At 73.0% G+C, this 22973-nt stretch carries 18 protein-coding genes, 1 tRNA gene, 1 rRNA gene and 1 pseudogene; 11 read left to right on the plus strand and 10 right to left on the minus strand.

Annotation, left to right across the window (positions count from 1 at the left end; translation table 11 throughout):
* The first annotated feature begins 34 nt into the window (after window positions 1-34).
* Both ACFYS8_RS14770 and ACFYS8_RS14775 read left to right on the plus strand, forming a co-directional pair.
* Window positions 35-727: a sensor domain-containing protein gene (locus ACFYS8_RS14770; protein ID WP_387640631.1), complete on the plus strand. Its 693-nt coding sequence runs from the start codon at window positions 35-37 to the stop codon at window positions 725-727.
* 107 nt (window positions 728-834) lie between these two features.
* Complete coding sequence (locus ACFYS8_RS14775; RefSeq protein WP_387640634.1) at window positions 835-1575, plus strand: class I SAM-dependent methyltransferase; 741 nt, start codon at window positions 835-837, stop codon at window positions 1573-1575.
* 7 nt (window positions 1576-1582) lie between these two features.
* On the opposite strand, the gene ACFYS8_RS14780 is transcribed toward ACFYS8_RS14775, so the two are convergent.
* On the minus strand, window positions 1583-1969 hold the full coding sequence (locus ACFYS8_RS14780; protein WP_387640637.1) for a MerR family transcriptional regulator: 387 nt from the start codon (window positions 1967-1969) through the stop codon (window positions 1583-1585).
* A gap of 66 nt (window positions 1970-2035) precedes the next feature.
* Between ACFYS8_RS14780 and ACFYS8_RS14785 the strand changes: the two genes are divergently transcribed.
* Window positions 2036-3235, plus strand: a complete 1200-nt coding sequence (locus tag ACFYS8_RS14785; RefSeq protein ID WP_387640640.1) for an MFS transporter — start codon at window positions 2036-2038, stop codon at window positions 3233-3235.
* A gap of 418 nt (window positions 3236-3653) precedes the next feature.
* On the opposite strand, the gene ACFYS8_RS14790 is transcribed toward ACFYS8_RS14785, so the two are convergent.
* From ACFYS8_RS14790 to ACFYS8_RS14820, 7 genes are all read right to left on the minus strand, one after another.
* Window positions 3654-3727: transfer RNA gene (locus ACFYS8_RS14790), tRNA-Met, on the minus strand.
* Window positions 3728-3796: 69 nt separating this feature from the next.
* Window positions 3797-5026 (minus strand): PrsW family intramembrane metalloprotease, encoded by a 1230-nt coding sequence (locus tag ACFYS8_RS14795; protein ID WP_387640642.1) that lies wholly within the window; start codon window positions 5024-5026, stop codon window positions 3797-3799.
* A gap of 154 nt (window positions 5027-5180) precedes the next feature.
* Entirely contained in the window at window positions 5181-5441 is a 261-nt protein-coding gene (locus tag ACFYS8_RS14800) for a Txe/YoeB family addiction module toxin (protein WP_387640645.1), read from the minus strand.
* Window positions 5438-5695, minus strand: a complete 258-nt coding sequence (locus ACFYS8_RS14805; RefSeq protein WP_387640647.1) for a type II toxin-antitoxin system Phd/YefM family antitoxin — start codon at window positions 5693-5695, stop codon at window positions 5438-5440. Before ACFYS8_RS14805 ends, ACFYS8_RS14800 begins: the two co-directional genes overlap by 4 nt.
* Before the next feature lie 96 nt (window positions 5696-5791).
* Window positions 5792-6622 (minus strand): tRNA (guanosine(46)-N7)-methyltransferase TrmB, encoded by an 831-nt coding sequence (gene trmB, locus ACFYS8_RS14810; RefSeq protein WP_387640650.1) that lies wholly within the window; start codon window positions 6620-6622, stop codon window positions 5792-5794.
* 120 nt (window positions 6623-6742) lie between these two features.
* A complete protein-coding gene (gene lhgO / locus ACFYS8_RS14815; RefSeq protein WP_387640652.1) occupies window positions 6743-7939 on the minus strand; it encodes an L-2-hydroxyglutarate oxidase in 1197 nt (398 codons plus the stop codon).
* An 11-nt stretch (window positions 7940-7950) separates the two neighbouring features.
* Window positions 7951-9366, minus strand: coding sequence for an MFS transporter (locus ACFYS8_RS14820; RefSeq protein ID WP_387640655.1), 1416 nt, complete (start codon window positions 9364-9366; stop codon window positions 7951-7953).
* 656 nt (window positions 9367-10022) lie between these two features.
* Here ACFYS8_RS14820 and ACFYS8_RS14825 point away from each other — a divergent pair.
* The 3 genes from ACFYS8_RS14825 (at window position 10023) to ACFYS8_RS14835 (ending at window position 13425) form a co-directional block, all read left to right on the plus strand.
* Window positions 10023-12104: an asparagine synthase-related protein gene (locus tag ACFYS8_RS14825; protein ID WP_387640658.1), complete on the plus strand. Its 2082-nt coding sequence runs from the start codon at window positions 10023-10025 to the stop codon at window positions 12102-12104.
* 46 nt (window positions 12105-12150) lie between these two features.
* A complete protein-coding gene (locus ACFYS8_RS14830) occupies window positions 12151-12639 on the plus strand; it encodes a universal stress protein (RefSeq protein ID WP_387640661.1) in 489 nt (162 codons plus the stop codon).
* Between the two features lie 90 nt (window positions 12640-12729).
* A complete protein-coding gene (locus ACFYS8_RS14835; protein ID WP_387640664.1) occupies window positions 12730-13425 on the plus strand; it encodes a DsbA family oxidoreductase in 696 nt (231 codons plus the stop codon).
* Between the two features lie 53 nt (window positions 13426-13478).
* On the opposite strand, the gene ACFYS8_RS14840 is transcribed toward ACFYS8_RS14835, so the two are convergent.
* The gene (locus ACFYS8_RS14840) at window positions 13479-15452 is read right to left on the minus strand and encodes a sigma-70 family RNA polymerase sigma factor (protein WP_387640666.1); all 1974 of its coding nucleotides are present in this window, start codon (window positions 15450-15452) and stop codon (window positions 13479-13481) included.
* Window positions 15453-15758: 306 nt separating this feature from the next.
* On the minus strand, window positions 15759-16553 hold the full coding sequence (locus ACFYS8_RS14845) for a TetR/AcrR family transcriptional regulator (protein ID WP_387640669.1): 795 nt from the start codon (window positions 16551-16553) through the stop codon (window positions 15759-15761).
* 1006 nt (window positions 16554-17559) lie between these two features.
* Here ACFYS8_RS14845 and ACFYS8_RS14850 point away from each other — a divergent pair.
* From ACFYS8_RS14850 to ACFYS8_RS14870, 5 genes and pseudogenes are all read left to right on the plus strand, one after another.
* Complete coding sequence (locus tag ACFYS8_RS14850) at window positions 17560-17736, plus strand: hypothetical protein (protein ID WP_387640671.1); 177 nt, start codon at window positions 17560-17562, stop codon at window positions 17734-17736.
* Complete coding sequence (locus ACFYS8_RS14855) at window positions 17733-18296, plus strand: hypothetical protein (protein WP_387640673.1); 564 nt, start codon at window positions 17733-17735, stop codon at window positions 18294-18296. Before ACFYS8_RS14850 ends, ACFYS8_RS14855 begins: the two co-directional genes overlap by 4 nt.
* 250 nt (window positions 18297-18546) lie before the next feature.
* Window positions 18547-19836 (plus strand): NAD(P)/FAD-dependent oxidoreductase, encoded by a 1290-nt coding sequence (locus ACFYS8_RS14860; protein ID WP_387640675.1) that lies wholly within the window; start codon window positions 18547-18549, stop codon window positions 19834-19836.
* A 252-nt stretch (window positions 19837-20088) separates the two neighbouring features.
* Window positions 20089-21306, plus strand: a pseudogene (locus ACFYS8_RS14865) (PP2C family protein-serine/threonine phosphatase); the annotation flags it as partial.
* A 561-nt stretch (window positions 21307-21867) separates the two neighbouring features.
* Window positions 21868-22973: ribosomal RNA gene (locus tag ACFYS8_RS14870) — 16S ribosomal RNA — on the plus strand; the annotation flags it as partial.

Genomic DNA, 22973 nt, shown 5'->3' on the forward strand with positions numbered 1-22973 from the left:
GGCGGTACCGCCCCGACCACCCGAAGGACCGCGGATGTCCACCGCTGCGTACCGTGCTTCCACCGGCGACCACTCCACCCGGCCCGGGTTCTGGCGCGCCCCGTTCTCCCGGGCCGCCTTCCGGGAGCTCGGCTTCGCGCTCAGCGGCCTCCCGATCGCCGTGCTCGGCTTCTCCCTCGTCGTCGCGCTGTTCAGCTCCGGTATCGGGCTCGCCGTCACCGCGCTCGGCCTACCCGTGCTCGCCCTGGTGACCATCACCGGCCGCGGCTTCGGCGCCCTCGAACGCCACCGGATACGCACCCTGCTCGGCCTCGACCTGCCCGCGCCGGCGGCGGTGAAGGCCGGGCGGGAGGGCTTCTGGGGCCTGATCACCGCCCGGCTCGGCGACGGGGCGGGCTGGCGGGGCGCGCTGTACCAGTTCGTCATGTTCCCCTGGGCGGTCTTCAGCTTCACGGTCTCGCTGGTCTTCTTCGTCGTCGGCTGGGCGCTGCTGCTGTTCCCCGCCTACCAGTGGGTGTGGCCCCGCTACACCGACTGGAACGGCTACCGGGTCGCCAACTGGACGGATTCGAACGGCGCCCAGCACGTCTACGAGCTCGTCTCGCCGTACCAGATCGGCGCCGTCAGCCTGCTCGGCCTGCTGTTCGTCCTGCTCACCCCGCAGCTGATCCGCGCCCTCAACGGCGCCAACCGGCTCGCCGCCCGCGGCCTGCTGGCCGACCGCTGACCGTGCGCCGCTGAACATGCACCACCCCCCGGGCCCGTGGTCGGATGACTGCGGGCCCGGGCCGCACCCCGGGCCCGTCGAACGTCCGGAGGGACGGAGGACCGCCGATGTGCCCGGTCAGCAGCGCCCGCCCCGTAGACCGCCCCGGGCACCGCCGCGCGCCGGCCGCCGGGCCCGTGCTGATCACCTCCCGGCCGCTCGACGAGTACTGCGCCTACCTCGGCCTCACCCGCGCCGACCTGAGCCGCCTGCCCGGCCCGCTGCTGGACTGCCCAGGCGGCGCCGCCGCGTTCGCCGCCGAGGCCCGCACACTGGGCTGCGAGGTGGTCGCCGCCGACCCCGGCTACGCGCTCGGCCCCCGCCGGCTCGCCGAACTGGCCGCCGTCGGCCACGACACCATGGCCGGCGCCATCCGCCGCGACCCGGCCCACCACCTTCCCCGCGGCCGGCACGGCCGGCGCCGCCCCGACAAGTACCTGCGCAGCTGGGAGCGGGCCCGCCGCCTGTTCGCCGCCGACGCCGCCGCCCACCCCGGGCACTACGTGGCCGCGGCGCTGCCCCGACTCCCGTTCGCCGACGGCAGCTTCGCCCTCACCCTCAGCTCCTACCTGCTGTTCGCCTACCCGGCGCTGTTCACCCCCGCCGACCAGTTCCGCGCCCTGCGCGAACTCGCCCGGGTCACCGCCCCCGACGGCGAAGTCCGGATCTTCCCGCTCTACGACCACACCGGCAGCCTCAGCCCGCACCTCACCGAGCTCCGCGCCGCCCTCCGCCACCACCGGATCGCCAGCCGCGTCCTGACCACCACCCCGCCCCACCGCATCCTGGCCCTGACCCCGGCCCGGTGACCGCCCCTCAGCAGGAGTCGGCCGGGGCGGGCGCGTCCCGCAGCGAGTGCACCGCCCGCAGGTAGGCGCCCACCGCGTCCCGGCTGCGGGACAGGCACTCCACCCGCTCGGTGAGCTGCCGGTGCTCGTGCTCCAGCGCCGCCAGCGTCTCCGGGGTGGCGCCCCGGACGTGGTACTGGCCGCTGGTCAGGCAGGGCAGCACGTCCCGGATGGTGCGGGTGGAGAGCCCCGAGTCCAGCAGCGAACGGATCTGCCGGACGCGTTCCACCAGCGCCTCGTCGTACTCCCGGTAGCCGTTCGCCGAACGCTCCGGCTTCAGCAGGCCCTGCTCCTCGTAGTAGCGCAGCAGCCGGGGCGAGGCCCCCGCCCGGCCCGCCAGTTCGCCGATCCGCATCCGCGTCTCCCGTCCACCGGAAAGGACTTGACCTTCACATCGATGTGAGGGTTCGAGGATAGCGGCATGACCGCGACCCACACCGAACTTCCCATCGGCACAGCCCCTTTGACCCCGCGCCAAGGCCTGCGCTGGTCCCCGCTGCTGGCCCTCGCCACCGCCGCCTTCCTGGGCATCGTCACCGAGGCGCTGCCCGCCGGCGTCCTCCCCGAAATGGCCCACGACCTGCGGGTCGGCGAATCCGCGATGGGCCAGTCGCTCACCGGCTACGCCCTCGCCACCGGACTCTCCGCGATCCCGCTCGCCCGGGCCACCGCCCGCTGGTCCCGCAAACGCCTGGTACTCGCCGCCGTCGCCGTCCTGCTGGTCGCCAACGCCGTCACCGCGCTCTCCCCGTCCTACCCCCTCACCATGGCCGCCCGGATCGCCGCCGGCGTCGCCGTCGCCGCGATCTGGTCCGAACTCGTCGGCTACGCCCGCCGCCTGAGCCCACCGCACCTGCACGGCCGGGCGATCGCCGTCACCGGCATCGGCGTCCCGCTCGCCCTCTCCCTCGGCATCCCGCTCGGCACCTGGTCCGGCCGACTGATCGGCTGGCGCCTCACCTTCGGACTCGTCGCCGTACTGGCCGCCGCCCTGCTGCTCTGGCTCGCCGCCGCCGTCCCCGACGCCCCCGGCCGGCGCACCGGACGGGCCGAACCCCTCCTCGCGGCGCTGCGCCTGCCCGGCGTCCGGCCCGTGCTGTTCGTGGTCGCCGCGTTCGTCCTCGCCCACAACGTGCTCTACACCTACATTGCCGCACTCCTCGACCACTACGGCATGGCCGACCGCCGCGACCTGGTCCTGCTGGTCCTCGGCATCACCTCGGTCGCCGGACTCGCCATCACCGGCGCCCTCGTCGACCGCCGACTGCGCCACCTCACCCTCGCCGCCACCGCCGCCGTCCTCGCCGCCCTCGGACTCCTGCTGCTGCCCACACCCGCCGCCCCCCTGGTCCTGCTCGCCGCCGCCCTCTGGGGCCTCGGCTGGGGCGCCGTCCCCCCGCTCTTCCAGACCGCCGCCGCCGACGCGGGCGGCGACCGCGCCCAAACCCTCCTGGTCGCCACCTGGAACACCGCCATGGGCCTCGGCGGCGCCGTCGGCGGCCTCCTCCTCACCCTCTCCGGCCCCAACGCCTTCCCCTGGTTCGCCCTCGCCCTCCTCCTCCCCGTCCTCGCCGTCACCACCCTGGCCCGCCGCCACGGCTTCCCGCCGAAGCGCCCATGAGAGACCTGAACGGCCGGGAAACGCAGGCGGGTCGTCGCCACGGTGACATGGTTGTCACAGCAGCCGGCCCGGAGAACGCAGACGGCCCGTGGGCTGCTCCTCGGGCCGGGCCCCGCTGGGCGGGGGCGGCGGTCGAGGCACCGGGGATGTACCGGTGAGCCCACGGGCCGGGTGACTGCTGGGAATTAGCCTGAGCCGGAGGCCAGTAGGGCCTCACCGCTGCGCAGGCAGGGGCGGCTCTAGCGAGCAGCCACCTCACGCATCCTGAAGGAACTCAACTCAGGATCACCTCCTTTCAGTGTGCCGCCAGCGTAGGCACCGCTGTCGGGGTGGGCAACGGATTTATTCGCCGGGCAATTCACGGCGGGCACGACGAAGGCCCGGAGGCGATGCCTCCGGGCCTTCGTTTGCTACTGAGTAGCGGGGACAGGATTTGAACCTGCGACCTCTGGGTTATGAGCCCAGCGAGCTACCGAGCTGCTCCACCCCGCGTCGGTGAACACGACTCTACGTGACTCCTGCGAGAAAGGGAAATCCGTTCTCCGCGGGCACCCGCGCAGGTCACCGCGCTGGTCGGCCGGGACCGGCCGGCTGGCGGGTGCGGCGGGTCTGCGCCCACACCGCGAAGCAGACCAGTGCCGCGAAGCACGGCACCATCACCAGGCCGTACACCAGCAGGAAGCCGTCGGTGCCCAGTCCGGCCGCCGCGTTCCACACCCCGTGCAGGCCCATCGCCAGCAGCAGGCCCGCCGGGGCGCCGAGCCGGGCCGCCCAGCGGCGGCCGGTGGTCAGCGTCACCGCGAGGCCTATGCCGGCCAGCGCGGTGAACAGCGGATGCGCGAACGGTGACAGCAGGGCCCGCAGGACGAAGGTGTGCACCGTCCCGTCGAAGTCCCGCAGGCTCGGTGGGCGGCCCAGGCCGATCGCGTCCAGCCGGGCCTGCCGGTCAGCGGTGAACGCCCGCCCCAGGTAGAGCGCGTTCTCGGTGAACGCGAAGCCGGACGCCGTGACCCCGCCCAGGACCGCCCCCGCCGCCAGGGTGCGCGGGTGCGAACGGGCCCGCAGCCGCCAGGCCGGCGCGGGCCGGAACAGTGCCACCGCCCGCTCCGGGTCGTCGTGCCGGTGCCACAGCAGGCGTCGCAGCCGTCCGCACGGGCGGCCCGGTTCGCACTGGTGCCGCCGCCGCAACGGCAGCAGCAGCATCAGCAGCGCCGAGCTCTTCGCCACCTCTTCGATCAGCGGCGTCGCGAACTCCGCGCCCCACGTCTCCCCGCGCGCGCCCCGGTGGGCGATCAGGAAGTCGCTCGCCCAGCCGTTCGCCATGATCGCCACCGTGGTCGCCGCGCAGGCCCCCCAGGCCAGGCAGAACAGGGTGTGCCGGATCGGCACCCGCGCGGTCTGGTTCAGCCACGCCAGCGCCCCCAGTACGAACGGCAACGGCAGCAACGCCAGCCCGAGACCCACCAGCAACCCGGCCGTCCCCGTCTGACGCTGCACCAGATGCAGGATCAGCACCCCGGACCCGGCCAGCGCCAGCGCCGCCACCGCCGAGGACGCGGCCGGCCGCCGCATCGGCCACAACCGGCGCACCACCGACGGCGCGACCCGGATCACCCGGCCGCCACGCTGCCCCGGGATCCGCCCCACCGCCGACAGGTACACCCGCACCCGGTGCGCCCCCGACTCCGGGAACGCCCGAGCGCCGTCCCGGGAAGGCGGCAGATCGGCGGCCATGGCGGCGACCCCTACAGGCAGGCTGGGGGAGGCCTTGCCGCCGGGCGGACTGCTCACCTGCAGAAGCGTAGGCGAATCCTCCACTCCGGCGGGAGTGGGGAGCACAATCCGTACGGCCGGGGTGACAGACCGTCAGCAAGGCGAAGCGGCGGACGCCGCTTCGGTGTTGTTCCTACCCGTGATGTCGCGGGGGAGAACGCGCCCGCCGTCGTCAGCTCTCGTAGTGGTAGCGGCACTGCGCGATCAGAATCGAATCGTCGGTGGCCTTGTAGATCAGGCGGTGCTCGTCGTTGATCCGCCGCGACCAGTACCCCTGGAAACCGTGCTTCAGGGGCTCCGGCTTGCCGATTCCCTCATTGCCGTGGCGGGCGACATCAGCAATGAGGGCGTTGATCCGCTTGAGAATCCTGCGGTCCTGGACCTGCCACCACAGGTAGTCCTCCCAGGCGCGGGAGGCGAAGATGATCTTCACTCGGGATCCGCCAGCTCCCGTACGCTCCCGCCGCCGTTCTCCAGCTCCTCGATGGAGGCCAGCAGGCGCCGTGCGTTCGCGGGGCTGCGCAGCAGGTAGGCCGTCTCCTTCAAGGACTCGTAGTCCTCGAGCGAAACGATGACGACCGGCTCGTGCCCGGCGCGGGTGATCACTATCTCCTCGCGGTCGTCGACGACGGCATTGAGCACCTCGGCATACCGGGCGCGGGACTCCGAGTACGACATGGTCTTCACGGTCCACCTCCTGCGTACAGAAAATTGTACGCAGGATGCCCAGGGTCCTCAAGCTTCATTCCCCCGCAGGGGCGATCCGACGGGCCGCGCAGCGGGCTAGCGGCGGCGGAACAGCAGGTCGTGCACCGCGTGGCCCTTGGCCAGGCCGGCCCGTTCGAACTTGGTCACCGGACGCCAGTCGGGGCGAGGCGCGTAGCCCGGGACGCTGCCCGCGGGGTGCTCGTCCGGCTCCAGCCACGGCGAACCGTCGCCCTCCGGGTGCAGGTTCTCCAGCTCCGGCGAGGCCTCCAGTACGGCCAGCATCTGCTCGGCGTACGGCTCCCAGTCGGTCGCGCAGTGCACCAGCGCGCCCGGGGCGAGGCGGGGCAGCACCAGCTCCAGGAACGACTCCTGGATCAGCCGGCGCTTGTGGTGCTTCGGCTTCGGCCACGGGTCCGGGAAGTACACCCGCAGGCCCGCCAGCGACGCGTCCGGCAGCATGTCGCGCAGCAGGATGACCGCGTCGCCCGCCGCGAGGCGGACGTTCTCCGAACCGTCGCGCTCCAGGAACTGCAGCAGGTTGCCGTGGCCCGGGGTGTGGACGTCCGCCGCGAGGATCCCGGACGTGGGGTCGGCCGCCGCCATCGCGGCCGTGGTGTCGCCCATCCCGAAGCCGATCTCCAGCGTCACCGGACGGCCGTCGAACATCGCCGGCAGGTCCATCGGGGTGCCGTCGATGGCGTGGCCGAAACGCTCCCAGCCGCGGTCCAGCGCACCCGCCTGCGCCTTGGTCATCCGACCACGACGCGGCTGGAAACTGCGGATCCGTTGCTCACGGTGCTGGGCCTCGGTGGCCTTGTGCGGGTACATCGGCGCGGGGTACGCCGCCGGGGCGGCGGACAGCCGGGCCGACGCGGGCAACTGGGGGCTGGGGGCGGAGGAAGTCACAATCACACGAGTCTACGGGAGCTCGAAAATCGGGTGATCGGGCGCTGGAGGCTGCGCATCCAGGGGCGCGGGGAGACTTGCGCGAGCTGGCGCCCTGGTTTCGCGCCCGCCAGCTCGCGTTCACCCGGCTGCGGCCATGGCCCGGCGGGCCACCTCCCGCCCGATCGCGAGCGAGGCCGTCGCCGCCGGCGAGGGTGCGTTGAGGACGTGGACGAGGCGGCCGGTGCCGGCGAAGGCGAAATCGTCGAGGAGGGTGCCGTCGCGGGCGACGGCCTGGGCGCGGACGCCGGCGGGGGCGGGGCGGAGGTCGGATTCGGTGATGGTGGGGAGGAGGCGGCGGACGGCGGCGGTGAAGGCGCGTTTGGAGAGGGAGCGGTGGAGTTCGCCGAGTTCGTAGCGCCAGTGCCGGCGGGCGATCGTCCAGGCGCCGGGGAAGCGGACCGTCCCGGCCAGGTCGCGGAGGCTGATGGTGTGCCAGTCGTAGCCTTCCCGGGCCAGCGCGGGGACGGCGTTCGGGCCGACGTGGACGTCGCCGTGGATGCCGCGGGTGAGGTGGACGCCGAGGAACGGGAACGCCGGGTCGGGGACGGGGTAGACCAGGCCGCGGACCAATGACCGGCGGGCGGGCGTGAGTTCGTAGTACTCGCCGCGGAACGGGACGATCCGCAGGCCGGGGTCGTCGCCGGCCAGCCGGGCGATCCGGTCGCTGTGCAGTCCGGCGCAGTTGACCAGCACCGCGCAGCGGATTTCGCCGGTGGGCGTGGTGACGGTGACCCCGTCGGCGCGCCGGGCGATGTCCAGGACGGGGGTGGCGAGCCGCAGTTCGGCGCCGCGTTCGCCGGCGAGGGCGGCGTACCGGCGGGCCACGGCGGTGTAGTCGCAGATGCCGGTGGTGGCGAGGTGCAGGCCGGCGATGCCGGTGACCTCGGGTTCGTGGTCGCGGATGCCGGCCGGGTCGAGCTCTCGCAGCGGGATGCCGTTGGCCCGCCCTCGTTCGGCGAGGGCGGCGAGGCGGGGGAGTTCGGACGGGTCGGTGGCGACGACGAGTTTGCCGGTGACTTCGTGGGCGACGCCCTGCTCGCGGCAGAACTCGACCATCTCGCGGGCGCCTTCGGTGGCGTAGCGGGCCTTCAGCGAGCCGGGCCGGTAGTAGACGCCGCTGTGGATGACGCCGCTGTTGCGTCCGGTCTGGTGGGTGGCGAGGGCGCTCTCCTTCTCCAGCACCATGACGGAGGTGCCGGCCCGGGTGAGCGCGTACGCGGTGGACAGGCCGACGATGCCGCCGCCGACCACCAGGACCTGGACGTCGTGCTTCAAACCCGTGCCCTTCAGCCGCTGGTGAGGACCAGACGGGCGCGTTCGGTGAGCTCCTTGACCCGCTGCTCGTTCTGGTAGGGCTCCAGGCGGCGCAGCAGCTCGACGACGTACTCGCGGCTGCGGTGCGAGGAGATCCGCCCGGCGACCTCGACGGCGCGTTCGCCGGCGGCGACGGCGGCGTCCAGGTCGCCGGCTTCGGCCTCGGCCATCGCGGAGACGATCAGCCGCAGGCCGTGCGAGCGGACGAAGCCCTCGGTCGGGCGGGCCAGCGCCTCGCGGGTGAAGTGCCGGACCTTGGACGGCACTCCGAGGTCGCGGAAGCACTCGGCGGCGTCGGCGGCGAGGCGGTCGTAGGCGTAGAAGTCGATCCAGGTCGGGTCGTGGTCGCCGGGGCGGGCCCGGTCCAGGGCGGCTTCGGCGGCGGACAGCGCGGTGCTGCAGGCGGGGGCGTTGCCGGCTTTGGCGTGGGCGCGGGCCTCGACCAGGTGGAAGAAGCTCATGGTGCGCGCCGTGGCCAGGCCCCGGTTGCGTTCCAGGGCGGCCTGGGCGAGGTCGACGGCCTCGTCGGGGAAGGAACGGTAGGACGCCTGCAGGCTCATCGAGGCCAGCACGTACCCGCCGAGCGGCACGTCGCCGGCGGCCCGGGCCAGGCGCAGCGCCTGGATGTAGTAGCGCTGGGCGGCCTCGTGCTGGCCGGTGTCGAAGGCCATCCACCCGGCCAGCCTGGTCAGTTCGGCGGTGGCGCCGAACAGCGCCCGGCCCACCGCGTCGCTGTACGAGGCGAGCAGCAGTGGGGCGGCCTCCACCCGCAGGCACTCCGGGACCATCGAGGAACGCCAGTCGCCGCCGCCGTACTTGGAGTCCCAGCGGCGGGCCTCCTGGGCGGCCTCGCGGAGTTTGGTGGCGTCCGCGTGCCCGGCCCGGTAGCCGGACAGGTCGGGGGCGGACTCCCGGGCCACCGAACCGTCGGCGGGCGTGATCAGCCAGCGGGAGACGGGGGTGGCGTACGCGGCGACCGAGAAGGTGCCGGCCAGGCTGTCGCTCCACCGGCCGCCGCCGGGGCCGCGCCGCAGGTCCAGGTCGACGCGCCAGAGCTCGGTGGCGGAGCGGACCGCCTCGGGGACTTCGCGCGGGAATTCCAGGCCGAGTTCGGGCGTGGGGTGCGAGTCGGCGAGGCCGATCTCCTCCAGCGGCACCGGGCGGCCGAGCTTGTTGCCGAGCGCGGTGGCGATCAGGTGCGGCACCGGGCGCTGCGGCACCATTCCCTTGGTCACCCAGCGGGCCACCGAGGTCTTGTCGTAGCGCAGGGTCAGGCCGCGCTGCGCGCCGAGGTCGTTGACCCGGCGGGCGAGCCCGGCGTTGCTGATCTGGGCGAGCGCGAGGAGGGCGCCGAGCCGGTCGTTCGGCCCTCGTGAGCTGACGGTCATGGTGGCGGTGGCACCCCCTGGCGACGTCGTGCGCGGATGGCGGCGAGTCGCGACGGCAGCAGCACGCCACCGGACTGCTTGCACCTAGCGTAGTCGCCCGCGTTCCCACGGTTAAGAGGTCGCATTCCGGTTGGCGGGAACGCGCTGATGCCACGCTCGCCGACCTGACGCCCCCGGAGCGAGGGGCCGGCACCTGCCGCACAACCGTGCTCCCGTCCCGTGCCCGTGTGCGCCATCCGTGCTCCCTGGCCGCATCGGCAGGTGGGCGATTCGCTGGTGCCTGTGGATCGGCCCGCCGTCGAGGACCCGGCGGGCCGGGGGAAACGCTGCCTCAATCCCCGCGGGCAGCGGCGCGTCCGGGAGGGCATGCGGATGCCCTCCCGGCTCGTGCGATGCCTTTCGGCCAAACTCGGCCGCTTTCGCAGCGTCCACGGACCACTTCCGCGCCGTGCTGTCCGGCCACCGGCCGCTCCCCGGGCGGGAGTTCGAGGACCCGCACGGCCCGGGCCCCGGAGGGGGTGGCCCGGTTCGTGCGCCCCGCCGCGCAAGCCTGGCCCGATTTGGCCCCACCGATGGCACGATGTCTCCTGACGGTGCGCCAATTCCCCACACATCATCGGATGTTCGCCGCGCGCCGAAGGCACGACGGAGGCGCGATGCGGTGGCTCACCGGCTGGAGCGGCCCGACCGCCGACCCGGCGCTCGCCGCGGTCCGGCCGATCGCCGGCACCCTGCTCTGGAGCGGCCCCGACCCGCTCTGGGCCGTCGGCGACTGGCGCCCCGACGAACTGCGCCTCGCCGTGCTCCGCCCCGGCGCCCCCGCCACGGTCCGCGGCGGACTCGACCCGCGCGACCCCACCGACCGCGCCGACCAGGACACCCCCGCCACCCTGCGCCTCGCCGTCGCCGGCCGCTGCGGCGCCACCGACCGCGAACTCGCCGACGGCCTGGCCGCCGCCCGCGGCGGCGCGCTGCGCCACCTCACCCACTGGCCCGGCAGCTACACCGTCGTGCTGCGGGCCGGCACCCGCTCCACCGTGCTGCTCACCGACCTGGCCGGCGTCCAGCCGGTCTTCCACACCCCGTTCGCCGGCGGCACCGCCTACGCCACCGCCGCACTGCCGCTGGCCGACCTGGTCGGCGCACCCCTGGACGCCGGCCACCTCGCCGCCCGCCTCGCCACCCCCGAGACACCCGAGGCGCTCGGCGACCGCACCCCCTTCCGGGGCGTCCGCCGGGTGCCGCCCGGCCACGCCCTCGGCATCCGCGGCGGCCGCGCCCACCACACCGCGCACCCCGACGAGCCCGCCGAGGCCCGGGCCGAGGCGCCTGCCGTCCGCGAACTCACCCGCGCCCTGCTGGAAGCCGTCCGCTGCCGGGTCCGCGCCACCGCCCCCGGCGACCGGCCCCGGCTCGGCGTCGACCTGTCCTACGGCACCGCGTCCGCCACCGTCGCGCTGCTCGCCGCCGCCGTCCCGCTGACCACCTGCCCGCACCCCGGCGCCGCGCTCGAACGGCCCGCCGCCCGCACCGGCGCCGTCCGGGGCTCCTGGGCCCGCGGCGGCGCCGGCGAACGGCCCGAACCCGAGACGCTCCCGGCCGTCACCCTCGGCGACGCCGACGGCCTCGCGCTCGCCGTGCACGCACCCCGACTGCGCCACCTCGTCGTCCCGCCCGTCCTCCCGTACGCCGGACTGGACGGGCCCGGCGGCCCGCTCACCGACGAACCCGGCCCCGCACTGCTGGTCGCCGCCCGGCACACCGCCGCGCACCGGGCCGGCGGCGCCGACCACCTCACCGGCCACGGCGCCCGGCAGGTCCTCGACGGCCACCCCGCCCGACTCGCCGACCTGATTCGGGCCGGCCGCCCGCTCCACCTGCTCCCCCCGATCGCCGCCCTGGCCGGCGCCGACCGCGCCACCGCCGGCACCCTCACCGCCACCCTGCACACCCCCGTCACCGTGCTGCGCGCCGCCCGCCGCCTCGCCCGCACCCGCTACGCCGACGCCCTCGACGACCTCGCACTGCGCCTGCGACTCCGGCACGAACCGGGCGAGGCAGGCACCATGGGCCGCGCGATGGCCGCCGAACTGACCTGGCACCGGACCGGCCCGGCCGCCCACCTGCTGGCCGACGAACCCCTCGCCGCGCTCGCCCAGCACCTGCGCACCGCCGCCCGCGACGGCGCCCCCACCGAACCGCCCGGCGCCCGCCGGGCCCGGCTCGCCCTGCACCGGCAGGCCGCCCACTACCGCACCCTGGTGCACGCCACCGAACAGCACGGCCAGCGCCTGCACGCGCCGTTCCTCGACAACCAGGTGGTCCGCGCCGCCCGCCTGCTCCCCGACGAGATCCGGCTGCAACCCGGCGCCCGGCCCGCCCTGCTGGCCGCCGTGCTGGCCGGCGCCGGCCGCACCGACCTGCCCGCCGACTGGGGCCGCACCACCGGACCCGACCCGCACACCGCCGCCCGGAACGGCATCCGGGCCGCCGCCCCCGCGCTCGCCGAACTGCTCGACCGCCCGCTGCTCGGCGAGGCCGGACTGATCGACACCCCCGCCGTCCGCAAGACCCTCGCCGCCGCCACCGACCCCGCGCAGGACGCCCCGCCCGCCACCCTCGCCGCGCTCGGCGAGCTGATCGCCGTCGAACTCTGGCTGCGCCGCCTCGCCGCCCGCCGCCCCGGCTCGGCCTGGACCGGCCTGCCAGCCCCGCGCCGCACCGCCCTGGAGCGCTGAGCGTGCCTGCCCGGCCCGGGCCGGTCCGCCGGATAGCTTCGGGGCCATGACCCTCCCCGTCAGCACCGAGGCCCCGCCGCCCGGCGCCGCGATCCTCACCGCCTGCGACGGCTCCGACGCCTCGCTCTGGGCGCTCGACCGGGCGATGACCGAGGCCGAGGCACACCACCTGCCGCTGCACGTGCTCGCCGTGGTCAACCCCTCGCCCACCGGCTGGGCGCCGGGCATGGCCGACCTGGTCCAGGAGAGCGTCCAGCGCCTCACCGCGAGCATGTCGGACGGCCTGCGCCGCGCCGTCGACACCGTCCAGGCCGCCCGCCCCCGCCCGTACGCCGGGCCGCTCACCCTGCACGTGCTGCTCGGCAACGTGGTGGACGTGCTGCTCCGGGCCGCGGACGGGCGGCACACCCTGGTGCTCGGCACCCGCGGCAACGGCGGCTTCTCCCGGCTGCTGCTCGGTTCGGTCAGCACCGCCGCCGTGCACCACGCCGGCTGCCCCGTGCTGGTGGTCCCGGCGCCCGCCGAGGACGCCTGACCAGGAATGACCGCCGGTGGTTGAGCGTTCATCTTCCTGTTGGAGGCCACCCGGCCGCCGCGAACCACCCCGACAGGAGCCCGCCCCGCCATGAAGGTCGAAATCTACTCGGACATCGCATGCCCCTGGTGCTACGTCGGCAAGCGGCGCTTCGAGCAGGCACTCGAGCGCTTCGAGGGCAAGGACGGCGTCGAGGTGGTCTACCGCCCCTACCAGCTCGTCCCCGACGCCCCCGAGCAGGCCCGCCCGCACCGCGAATGGCTCGCCGAGCGCTACGGGCCGCAGTCCCTCGCGATGGACGCCCGGATCACCGAGGTCGGTAAGACCCTCGGCATCGACTACGACTTCGACGCCGCGCTCGAGGTCAACACCCTCCGCGCCCACCGCCTGCTGCACCTCGCCGAGACCGAGTACGGCCCCGCCGTGCAGGCCGCCCTCAAGGAGCGCCTGCTGAAGGCGCACTTCTCCGAGGGCGTGAACGTCGGCGACGTCGAGGCGCTGGCCGGCCTCGCCGCCGAGACCGGCATCGACCGCGAGCGCGCCGCCGCCTACCTGGCCGGCGACGAGGGCGAGGCCGAGACGCTCGCGCAGCTCGCCGAGGCCCGCGCCATCGGCGTCACCGCCGTCCCCACCTTCGTCTTCGAGGGCCAGTGGGCCGTCCAGGGCGGCCAGGAGGCCGACACCTTCCTCCAGGTGCTGCGCCAGGTCGAGGCCGAGACCTCCCGGCAGCTCACCCCGATCGTCCCGGACGGGGAGACCTGCGCGGACGGCAGCTGCCAGATCTGAGGCCCGCTGACGTACCTGGGCGCCCAGCAGGGCCTGGCCGGGCGCCCGGTACGTCAGCAGCTGAGACTGGCCTGCGCCCAGTCCGCCAGGTCGATCACCGGGACGGAACCGCGGGCCGTGGTCACCACCAGCCGGATCGAGGACTGGCCGGCCAGTTCGGCGTGCACCGCGACCGGATCGTCGTTCGCGGACAACTCGCCGGAACTCCACAGCACTTCACCGTTGTCGCCCTGCACCGCGAAGATCACCCGCCCGTAGGTCACCCCGAAGTCGTCCAGCCCGGCGACGGCGTCGAACGACCGGCAGCTGCGGTTCAGGTCGATGGTCACCCGGGACGGCACCTGGACCGCCAGCACGTGCCGGTAGAAGTCGCCCTGCATCCACGCCCCGGACCGCTGCATGGCGGACCCGGCGCCGCGGATGGTCGGGGTGCCCGGGGTGCGGTGCCCGCGGTTCAGCGGCAGCTCGTCCAGCCAGAACCGGCTGACCGTGCTGGTGCTCGGACTCGGCGAGGGGCTCGGGGGCGGGCTCGACGGCGCCTGGACCGGCGGCTCCGGGCTCGGCGCCTCGGACTGCGGGGCGGACGGCTCCGGGATCGGCGACCGCGACGGCGTGGAGCTGGGCTTCGGCGTCGGACTCGGGGTCTGCGACGGCGACTGGGACGACGACGGTGACGACGGCGATGACGTCGGTGCGGCGGGCGTCGGCTTCGGCGCGGCCGCCTGCGGCACCGGCGTCGGGGCGTCCGGCACCGCGCTGATCGGCGGCGGCGCGGCCACCGGCGGTGTCGGCTCCGGCGAACCGGTGAGCGCGTACGCGGCGACGGCCACCGCCACCATGGCGATGCCCGCGGCGATCCCGGCCTTCGCGGCCGTGCCGAGCCCCTGCCCGGCCGCCGCGGTCGCCCCGCCACCACCGGACGACCCGCCCGCCGCCGTACCGCCGCCCGCCGCCGCCGCACCGCCGGCGACCGCGCCCGTGACGGCGGCCCCGGCACCGGCCGCGGCCACCGCGGCCGTGAACCAGCCGGCGCCGACCCAGAGCAGCGCGCCCCCGGGCAGCACCGCCCGCAGACTGTGATTGATGTCGGCCAGCTCCAGGTACGCGGCCGTGCAACGGGTGCAGTCCTGGACGTGCTTGCCGACCTCCGCCGACGCCCGCTTGCGCAGCGAGCCGCGGGCGTACGCGCCCAGCCGGTTCGCGTACCCGGCGCAGCCCGACTCCTGACTGCCCGACACGTGCGCCTGCAGGAACGCGGCGGCCAGCCGGTCCCGGGCCCGGTGGGCCTGCACGGCCGTCGCGTTGGCGGTCTTGCCGAGCATCACCGCCACCGTCTTCGGCGACTCCCGCTCGACCTCGGTGTGCCAGAGCACCACCCGGTCGTCCTCCGGGAGTTCGGCGTACGCCCGCATCACCATGCGCTGATCGGCCAGCGCCAGCGCCCAGGCGTCCGCGCCCGGGTCGGCCAGATCGAACTCGATGGTGGCGGCGGACGCCTCGGCGAACGTTGAGAAGTCGTCCACCAGTTGCTCGCGCCGGTCCGAACGCATCCAGGCCGCCGCGACGTTGCGCACCGCCGTCAGCAGGTAGGCGCGGACCGCGAACTCCGGCCCCTTGCCCGCCTTCAACGCCTGCAGGGTGCGGGCGAACACCTCGCCCGCGAGGTCCTCGGCGGTGAAACTGTCCCGGCAGCACGTCCGGGCGTAGCGGCGCACCGCGTCCGCGTGCCGACGGTAGATCTCCTCGTACGCGGCGTCGTCGCCGGCCCGCACCCGGGCGGTCAACTCGGCGTCCGAGGCCGGGCGTTCACCGTCCACCGGATCGGCCGGCGGGGGCACCGCGGCGCGCACCGCGAACTCCTCGGTGATGAACGCCTCCGGGCTGACCCCGCCCTGCCCGGCGGGGGCCTGGCCCGGCACCCGGCCGGTCAACGACTCCCGGGCGGGGCTGCCCGCCTGGTCCGGGACCTGCGCGGCACCCAGCCCGAAACCGAACTCCCCGCCCTCGCCCTGCTCCTCGGGATTCACCTGGCACCGCCCGCCCGCACGGCGCGCGACCCGGGCCGCCCCTCGAACTCGACGGCGGGCACGGTACGCAACGGGACAATGGCTCCAACCACGGGCAAAGCATGGCATGGTGCGGCGACCACCGGTAGCCGCCCGGTGCGGCACCCACTCTTCCGTGCCGCCGCTCGCCGAAGTGTTCGGAGATCGACGGCGCAAGCACCGCGCGTACCCGGACAGTTCCGCGCGCCGCCCGCGCCGGGCGGCGCCCCGTCACTCGAACGATGCGTCACCGGCCCGGCCGCCGATTCCACGGCCCCCGGTGCCGGTTCAGGCCGCGCGCAGACCCTGCAACAGGAGCTGGAGCAGCCGGCCCCCGGCACCACCCTCACCGCCGTCCCCGGCCTCGAACGCCGCCGACGCGTGCACCGGCACCGCCGCCGTCAGCACCAGCACCACATCGGACACCGTCACCCCCGGCCGCAACTCGCCCGCCGCACCCGCCCGGGCCACCAGCGCCGCCAGCAACTGCAGCAGCAGCCGCGGATCCGCACTCGACTCACCCTCGGCCACTCCGCCGAACGCCCGCAGCTCGGCACCGCGCTGCTCCGGCACCCGGCCGATCTCCTCGGCATAGCGGAACGCCTCCGGCGGCAGCAGCCGCCCCGCACCCGAGGACGCGGCCCGCTGCAGGAATCCGGCCAGCGCGTCCCACGGACCGTTCAACCCGCCGTACAGCGACTCCCGGGCCTGCGCCGTCAGCCACGACACCTCCTCGGCGGCGATCCGCTGGACCAGCACCTCCTTGCTGGGGAAACGCCGGTACACCGTGCCGACACCAACCCCGGCCCGGCGCGCGACCTCCTCCATCGGCGCCCCGTACCCGAGCTCGCCGAACACCTCACGGGCAGCCCGCAGCACACTCTCCAGGTTCCGCCGGGCATCCACCCGCAAGCGCGAACCCGCACCTCGCGGCTCACCCGGGCGCTCGCCCGGGCGCTCACTCGGCGGGAACGCGTACTGCTCCCGCGCACCCGGCCCGCGCTGCTCCGGCACCACATCCACCGCGGTCCTCCCGAACGCGCCACTTGGCGACCGCTCGGCCAACTGTTCCTGCTCCGACATGCCAACCTCCCCCGAGGCACCCCGTCCCGGGCACCCGAACGGTCACTGCGCCCCCTGGTGTGCGCTGCCGACACCGGTCGGTCCGACGTCCGCGCACTACCTTCCCCGGATGGCTCCCGGGCAGTCGCACCGACGCCACCGGGCTCGCAGGTACATGGACCGGCACCATCGGCGGTCCGAACCACAATCCGACCATAGTTCAAGGAAGTTCGCCGCAGAAGTGGACCACCCGCCACCCCGAACGGCCCGATCTCGCCCCCACTCCGGACAAATCCCCCCAGCGTCGCCCATCGGCCCACGTGAGGCCCATCACATCCGGTCGGCGACACCCCTCTGCCCCGACTCGCCCTCCTTTGCCAGGTCTTGATGATCCATCAGCGCCCTCGAATCGCACCCGCCCCAGCTCCGAGCTGGTCGAACGTACACGTTTCCGCCCGCCGAACGACCGTTCCTCGCTAGCGTGATCAACGCACTCGCACAACAACCACACAACTTTGCCGACCACATGGGGGGTCATGATGCGGCAAGCAGAACCCGGGGGAAACGGGGGAAACGGATTCACCGTTTCCCCCGACGAGTTGGAACAGTCCGGCCGGACGGCCCAACAGACCGCCGAAGCCATCCCCGGCGAGACCGGCGGCGTCCTCGCGGCCTCCGACAGCGCCGAGAGCGGCCTCCGCGGCTGGCAGACCGGCAGCGAACTCAACTCCTGCACCGACGAGTGGAAGCGCCTGCTCGACAACCTCTCCCGGGAGATGGACTCCCAGGGCGACAAGCTGATCCGCACCGCCGCCAACTACCGCAAGGGCGAACAGGACGCCACCAGAAGCGTGGGCGCCGTCGACGCCCGCGACCTCTCCGCGCGCGCCCCACGCGGCGTCCCGACCGTGCCCGCAGGCACCGGCACCGGGGGCCCGGCTCGGGCGCACTCATCTTTGGAGCGGCCACGGGCTGGGGGATCGGGCACACCGTCGATCCGCACCACCTGTGGTTCGGCCAGGACCCTGTGGGCGAGGGCTTCGGAGCCAACCGCTTCGATGTCGCCGACGGGCCCATGCTCAGCTTCGACTCGCACTCCGACTACTGGAACCACGATGGCCGGACCCCCAGCGATTCGCTGGACAACATGGCCGACATCGTTTCCGGGCATATGGACCAGGTCAGGAGGCAGGAACAGCGGTGAAGACGCGACTCCTGGGTACGGCGCTCGTCGCGGCCTTGCTGTTCGGACCACTTGTCACCGGCTGTTCGGCCTTCCGTGATGACAAGCCGGTGGTCGCGCTCGACGCGGCCCGGTCGACCATCGACACCCTGTTGGACGGGGCGACGAAGGCCATCACCCCGGCGGTGGGCTATGACGACGACTTCTACACCCCGAAGGTGCATTCCGACTGGGCCCATCAGTCGGACGGTAAGGCAGGCTTGTCGAAAAGGCGTGTCCTGAATCCCCGGATCGCGGACGGGAAGGCCGACACCCTGCTCGGTCAACTCATGGACCATTGGAAGGCGCAGGGCTACACCGTCACCCGCGACGACACCGCCCGTCGGGTAGGGGCCACCATGCCGGACGGCGCTCGGATCTTTGTGACGATCGAACCGCACGGGAACACCCACCTCGATGCCACGGTCGATCCAGTGAAGGACCCCGGAACCTTCACTCTGTTCAACGACGAGCAGACCCCTCGTCCATCCTCTGCCGCAACTCCCGCCGGCCGGCAGGACGACCCGTACTGGTCGCACTGACCGTCGCCCAACCCCCGTGCCGCCCCCGCCAGTTGCTCGGTCGGGGCGGTACGGCGCGTTTCGGGGCCGCTTTCCGGACCGGATTCGGGCCGATCCGGCCCGGAGTGTGGACAAGAACCCTCCGGTGGGTGCGTCATAGGGGGAACGTGAAACGGGTCACAGCCCGAGGGCCGGCCGGAGGTGCCCCATTCGGATCCTGATCATCGGCGGCGGCTGCGCCGGACTGAGCACCGCGCTGCGCCTCCAGCAGTTGCTGCGACCGCAGTTGAGGGACCGCCGGATCGACATCACGATCGTCGAACCGCAGCCGTACCTCACCTTCCAGCCGCTGCTGGCCGAGGTCGCCGCCGGCTCCATCGACCCCCGCCACGTGGTCGTCCCGCTGCGCACCGCGCTGCCCGACTGCCGGGTGCTCACGGCCCGCGTCACCAGGATCGACCACGCCGTCCGCACTGCCTGGGTGGATGCGGCGCCGCGCGGCGAGCTCCGGCTGCCCACGGAAGTTCCGTACGACGTCCTGGTGATGGCCCCGGGCGCGGTCTCCCGCACCGCACCCGTGCCCGGCCTCGCCGACCACGGCATGGGCTTCGCGACTGTCGGCGAGGCGGTCGCGCTGCGCAACCATGTCCTGGAGCAGCTCGACCTGGCCTCCTCCACCCGCGACCCGGCACTCCGGCAGGCCGCCCTCACTTTCGTCTTTGTCGGCGCGGGCTACGCGGGCGTCGGGGCCCTGGCCGAATTGGAGGACATGGCTCGCACCGCCACCAAGGGCTTCCACAACCTCACCCCGGAGGACCTGCGCTGGGTACTGGTCGAGGCCAGGGACCGCATTCTCAATGAGGAGATCCCGGAACTCGCCGCCCACACCCTCGCCGAACTCCGCGAACGCAATATCGACATCCGGCTCTCCACCACCCTGGAATCCGCCGTCGATCAGGTCATGGTGCTCTCCGACGGCGGGCGCTTCGCCGCCCGCACCCTGGTGTGGACGGCCGGCATCCGTCCCGCCCCGGTGCTCGCCCTCACCGACCTTCCGCTCGACCACGCGGGCCGGATCACCTGCCTGCCCACCCTCCGGATCGCCAACCCCGACGGCACCGCCCTGACCGGCGCCTGGGCGGCCGGTGACTGCGCCGCCGTCCCCGACCAGGCCGGCCAGACCTGTGCCCCCAACGCCCAGCACGCCCTCGCCCAGGCCAAACTCCTCGCCGAGAACCTCGCCGCCGAGCTCGCCGGTCAGCCCCTCACCGACTACCGGCCGGGCGACCCCGCCTGCTCCACCTCGCTCGGCCTGCGCCGGGCCGTCGCCCACACCCGACGCGGTGCCCGCCTCACCGGCCGCCGCGCCTGGTGGCTGCACCGCGCCCGCCAGCTGCGCCGCCTGCCCAGTCGGGAGCGCCGGATCAGGGTCCTGATGGACTGGCTGTTCGGCGGCCTGTTCCCGCGCGAGGTGGTCGCGCTCGGCGCCATCGAGCATCCCCGTGCCGAGTTCGAGTCCGGTTTCACCACCGGCCCCGGTACGTCCGGCCCCGGCAGCTGACAGATCCCGTCACCCGCGCTACGGCCCGCACGGAAGCACACCCCGGCGCACGCCCGCCGGAACGCGCCGCATCGGGGGCTCGACTTCCGGAATCACCCCGGAGCCTGACAGGATCGACCCCGCCCACCCGTCACGCCTTGTGCTGATGAACGCACACAAGGTGATGATCACACCGCAATCGACCCCCAGAGCAGGCACACCCCACATCAGTTCCCCCCAAGTCCCCCAGTTCCCCCGAGGAAGCGGCCGACGTTGAACCTCATGCGCTGGAGCGCCCGGCTCACCGGAGCCGCCAGGCGGACGCCCCCCACCACCGCGGACGAACCCGTCACCGTCCCCGGCCAGCGCGACCGCGCCGCCTCCGGCTCCGACCTCCGCGACCCCGAACAGCTCTACGACCTCCGCGACGTCCTGCATCGCCTGCCCGCCCCCGTCGCCCTCACTCACGGCCCGCAGCACTCGCTCGGCTACGCCAACCGCGCCTACCGCGACCTGTTCGGCCCCCGCACCCCCGGCCGCCCCGCCGCCGAAGCCCTCCCCGAACTCACCGCGCTCGGCGTGCTCCCCCTGCTCGACCAGGTCCTGCGCAGCGGCCGCCCCCGCAGCGTCAAGGCCCGGTGCATCCTCGGCCTCGGCGGCAACCGCTACTACAACATCGCCTGCGTCCCGCTCGGCCCCGACGAACACAGCACCCCCGCCGGCGTCCTGATCTTCGCCACCGAAGTCACCGACCAGGTCCAGGCCGCCGGCCGCCTCCGCGACGCCGAACGCCGCCAACGCGAAGCCGCCGTCACCCTCCAGCACAGCCTGCTCCCGCAGAAACTCGAACAGCCCGCCGACCTCCACGTTGCCGCCACTTACCAACCCGGCGGAGCCGAAGCAGCCGTCGGCGGCGACTGGTACGACGTCATCGGCCTCGGCGGCGGACGCACCGCCCTCGTCATCGGCGACGTCATGGGCCGCGGTCTGCGCGCCGCCGCCGTCATGGGCCAGCTCCGTACCGCCGTCCGCGCCTACGCCCGCCTCGACCTCCCGCCGCACGAAGTAATGACCCTGCTCGACGGCCTCGCCATGGAGATCGACGCCAACCAGATCGCCACCTGCACCTACGCCGTCTGGGACCCAGCCACCACCACACTCGTCTACGCCTCCGCCGGCCACCTCCCCCTCCTCCTCCGCGCCCCCGACGGCACAGTCCTGCGCGGCGAGGAACAGAACGGCCCACCCCTCGGCACCGGCGGCGCCGGCCACCTCTCCCACACCCTCCGCCTGCTCCCCGGCACCACCGGCGTCCTCTACACCGACGGCCTGGTCGAACGCCGCGACCAGGACATCGACCAGGGCATCGACCACCTCGCCCACACCCTCACCGGTCCCGTCGCCGCCCCCGACATCGTCTGCTCCCGCCTCCTGCGCGCCCTCGGTGTCTCGGCGGAACACGATGACGACGTCGCCGTCCTGGTCTTCCAGGTGGCACTTCCCGGCACCACTTGATGCCGGGTCCGAAGGTGTGTAGAGTTCTCCGAGTTGCCTGACAGGGAGCACCGAGCACGCGTCTGCGTGGACGGTCCCGGGGCGGCCAATCCCTGAGAGCCACCCAGTTGATCCGTAGCGGGTCGCGTCCTTTTCGCGTCTCCGTTCGTATTTGCTGTGCGCGATTTCGGAGATTGCGGCGGATTCGCTTTTCGGAGCGGGGATCGGCTAGAGTTTGAAACGTCGGAACGGCCGCGAGGCGGGGAAGACAAACAGCAAGTCGGATCGAAACTCCGGAAAACGGAGCGGAAAACATCTGATAAGCTGAGAACACGAAAGAACGAAGCGCCCGGAGGGCCCGCAGGAATGCGGCTCGAAGGAAGTGTCCGTTCCTTGAGAACTCAACAGCGTGCCAAAAGTCAACGCCAGATATGTTGACATCCCCGGCCGGTCCTACTGGATCGGTTGGAGATTCCTTTATGAAGTAACACTAGCGAGGACGCAGTGCGCAGGACCGCCCTATTCCGGTGGTTGCTGTGCCGCTCTTTCGTGAAAGCATTCACGGAGAGTTTGATCCTGGCTCAGGACGAACGCTGGCGGCGTGCTTAACACATGCAAGTCGAACGGTGAAGCCCTTCGGGGTGGATCAGTGGCGAACGGGTGAGTAACACGTGGGAAATCTGCCCTGCACTCTGGGACAAGCCTTGGAAACGAGGTCTAATACCGGATATGACCTGCTCCTGCATGGGAGTGGGTGGAAAGCTCCGGCGGTGCAGGATGATCCCGCGGCCTATCAGCTTGTTGGTGGGGTAATGGCCTACCAAGGCGACGACGGGTAGCCGGCCTGAGAGGGCGACCGGCCACACTGGGACTGAGACACGGCCCAGACTCCTACGGGAGGCAGCAGTGGGGAATATTGCACAATGGGCGAAAGCCTGATGCAGCGACGCCGCGTGAGGGATGACGGCCTTCGGGTTGTAAACCTCTTTCAGCAGGGAAGAAGCGCAAGTGACGGTACCTGCAGAAGAAGCACCGGCTAACTACGTGCCAGCAGCCGCGGTAATACGTAGGGTGCGAGCGTTGTCCGGAATTATTGGGCGTAAAGAGCTCGTAGGCGGCCTGTCGCGTCGGATGTGAAAGCCCGGGGCTTAACCCCGGGTCTGCATTCGATACGGGCAGGCTAGAGTGTGGTAGGGGAGATCGGAATTCCTGGTGTAGCGGTGAAATGCGCAGATATCAGGAGGAACACCGGTGGCGAAGGCGGATCTCTGGGCCATTACTGACGCTGAGGAGCGAAAGCGTGGGGAGCGAACAGGATTAGATACCCTGGTAGTCCACGCCGTAAACGTTGGGAACTAGGTGTTGGCGACATTCCACGTCGTCGGTGCCGCAGCTAACGCATTAAGTTCCCCGCCTGGGGAGTACGGCCGCAAGGCTAAAACTCAAAGGAATTGACGGGGGCCCGCACAAGCAGCGGAGCATGTGGCTTAATTCGACGCAACGCGAAGAACCTTACCAAGGCTTGACATACACCGGAAACTGGTAGAGATATCAGCCCCCTTGTGGTCGGTGTACAGGTGGTGCATGGTTGTCGTCAGCTCGTGTCGTGAGATGTTGGGTTAAGTCCCGCAACGAGCGCAACCCTTGTTCTGTGTTGCCAGCGA

Source organism: Kitasatospora sp. NPDC004615 (assembly GCF_042873545.1).
Classification (GTDB): domain Bacteria; phylum Actinomycetota; class Actinomycetes; order Streptomycetales; family Streptomycetaceae; genus Kitasatospora.

What these genes read in the sequence shown, in the direction of transcription:
- ACFYS8_RS14845 (WP_387640669.1), bottom strand. Translation starts at nt 16,553, where the DNA reads ATGTCGGAGCAGGAACAGTTGGCCGAGCGGTCGCCAAGTGGCGCGTTC.
- ACFYS8_RS14825 (WP_387640658.1), top strand. Translation starts at nt 10,023, where the DNA reads ATGCGGTGGCTCACCGGCTGGAGCGGCCCGACCGCCGACCCGGCGCTC.
- ACFYS8_RS14830 (WP_387640661.1), top strand. Translation starts at nt 12,151, where the DNA reads ATGACCCTCCCCGTCAGCACCGAGGCCCCGCCGCCCGGCGCCGCGATC.
- ACFYS8_RS14785 (WP_387640640.1), top strand. Translation starts at nt 2,036, where the DNA reads ATGACCGCGACCCACACCGAACTTCCCATCGGCACAGCCCCTTTGACC.
- ACFYS8_RS14770 (WP_387640631.1), top strand. Translation starts at nt 35, where the DNA reads ATGTCCACCGCTGCGTACCGTGCTTCCACCGGCGACCACTCCACCCGG.
- ACFYS8_RS14835 (WP_387640664.1), top strand. Translation starts at nt 12,730, where the DNA reads ATGAAGGTCGAAATCTACTCGGACATCGCATGCCCCTGGTGCTACGTC.
- ACFYS8_RS14775 (WP_387640634.1), top strand. Translation starts at nt 835, where the DNA reads ATGTGCCCGGTCAGCAGCGCCCGCCCCGTAGACCGCCCCGGGCACCGC.
- ACFYS8_RS14820 (WP_387640655.1), bottom strand. Translation starts at nt 9,366, where the DNA reads ATGACCGTCAGCTCACGAGGGCCGAACGACCGGCTCGGCGCCCTCCTC.
- ACFYS8_RS14780 (WP_387640637.1), bottom strand. Translation starts at nt 1,969, where the DNA reads ATGCGGATCGGCGAACTGGCGGGCCGGGCGGGGGCCTCGCCCCGGCTG.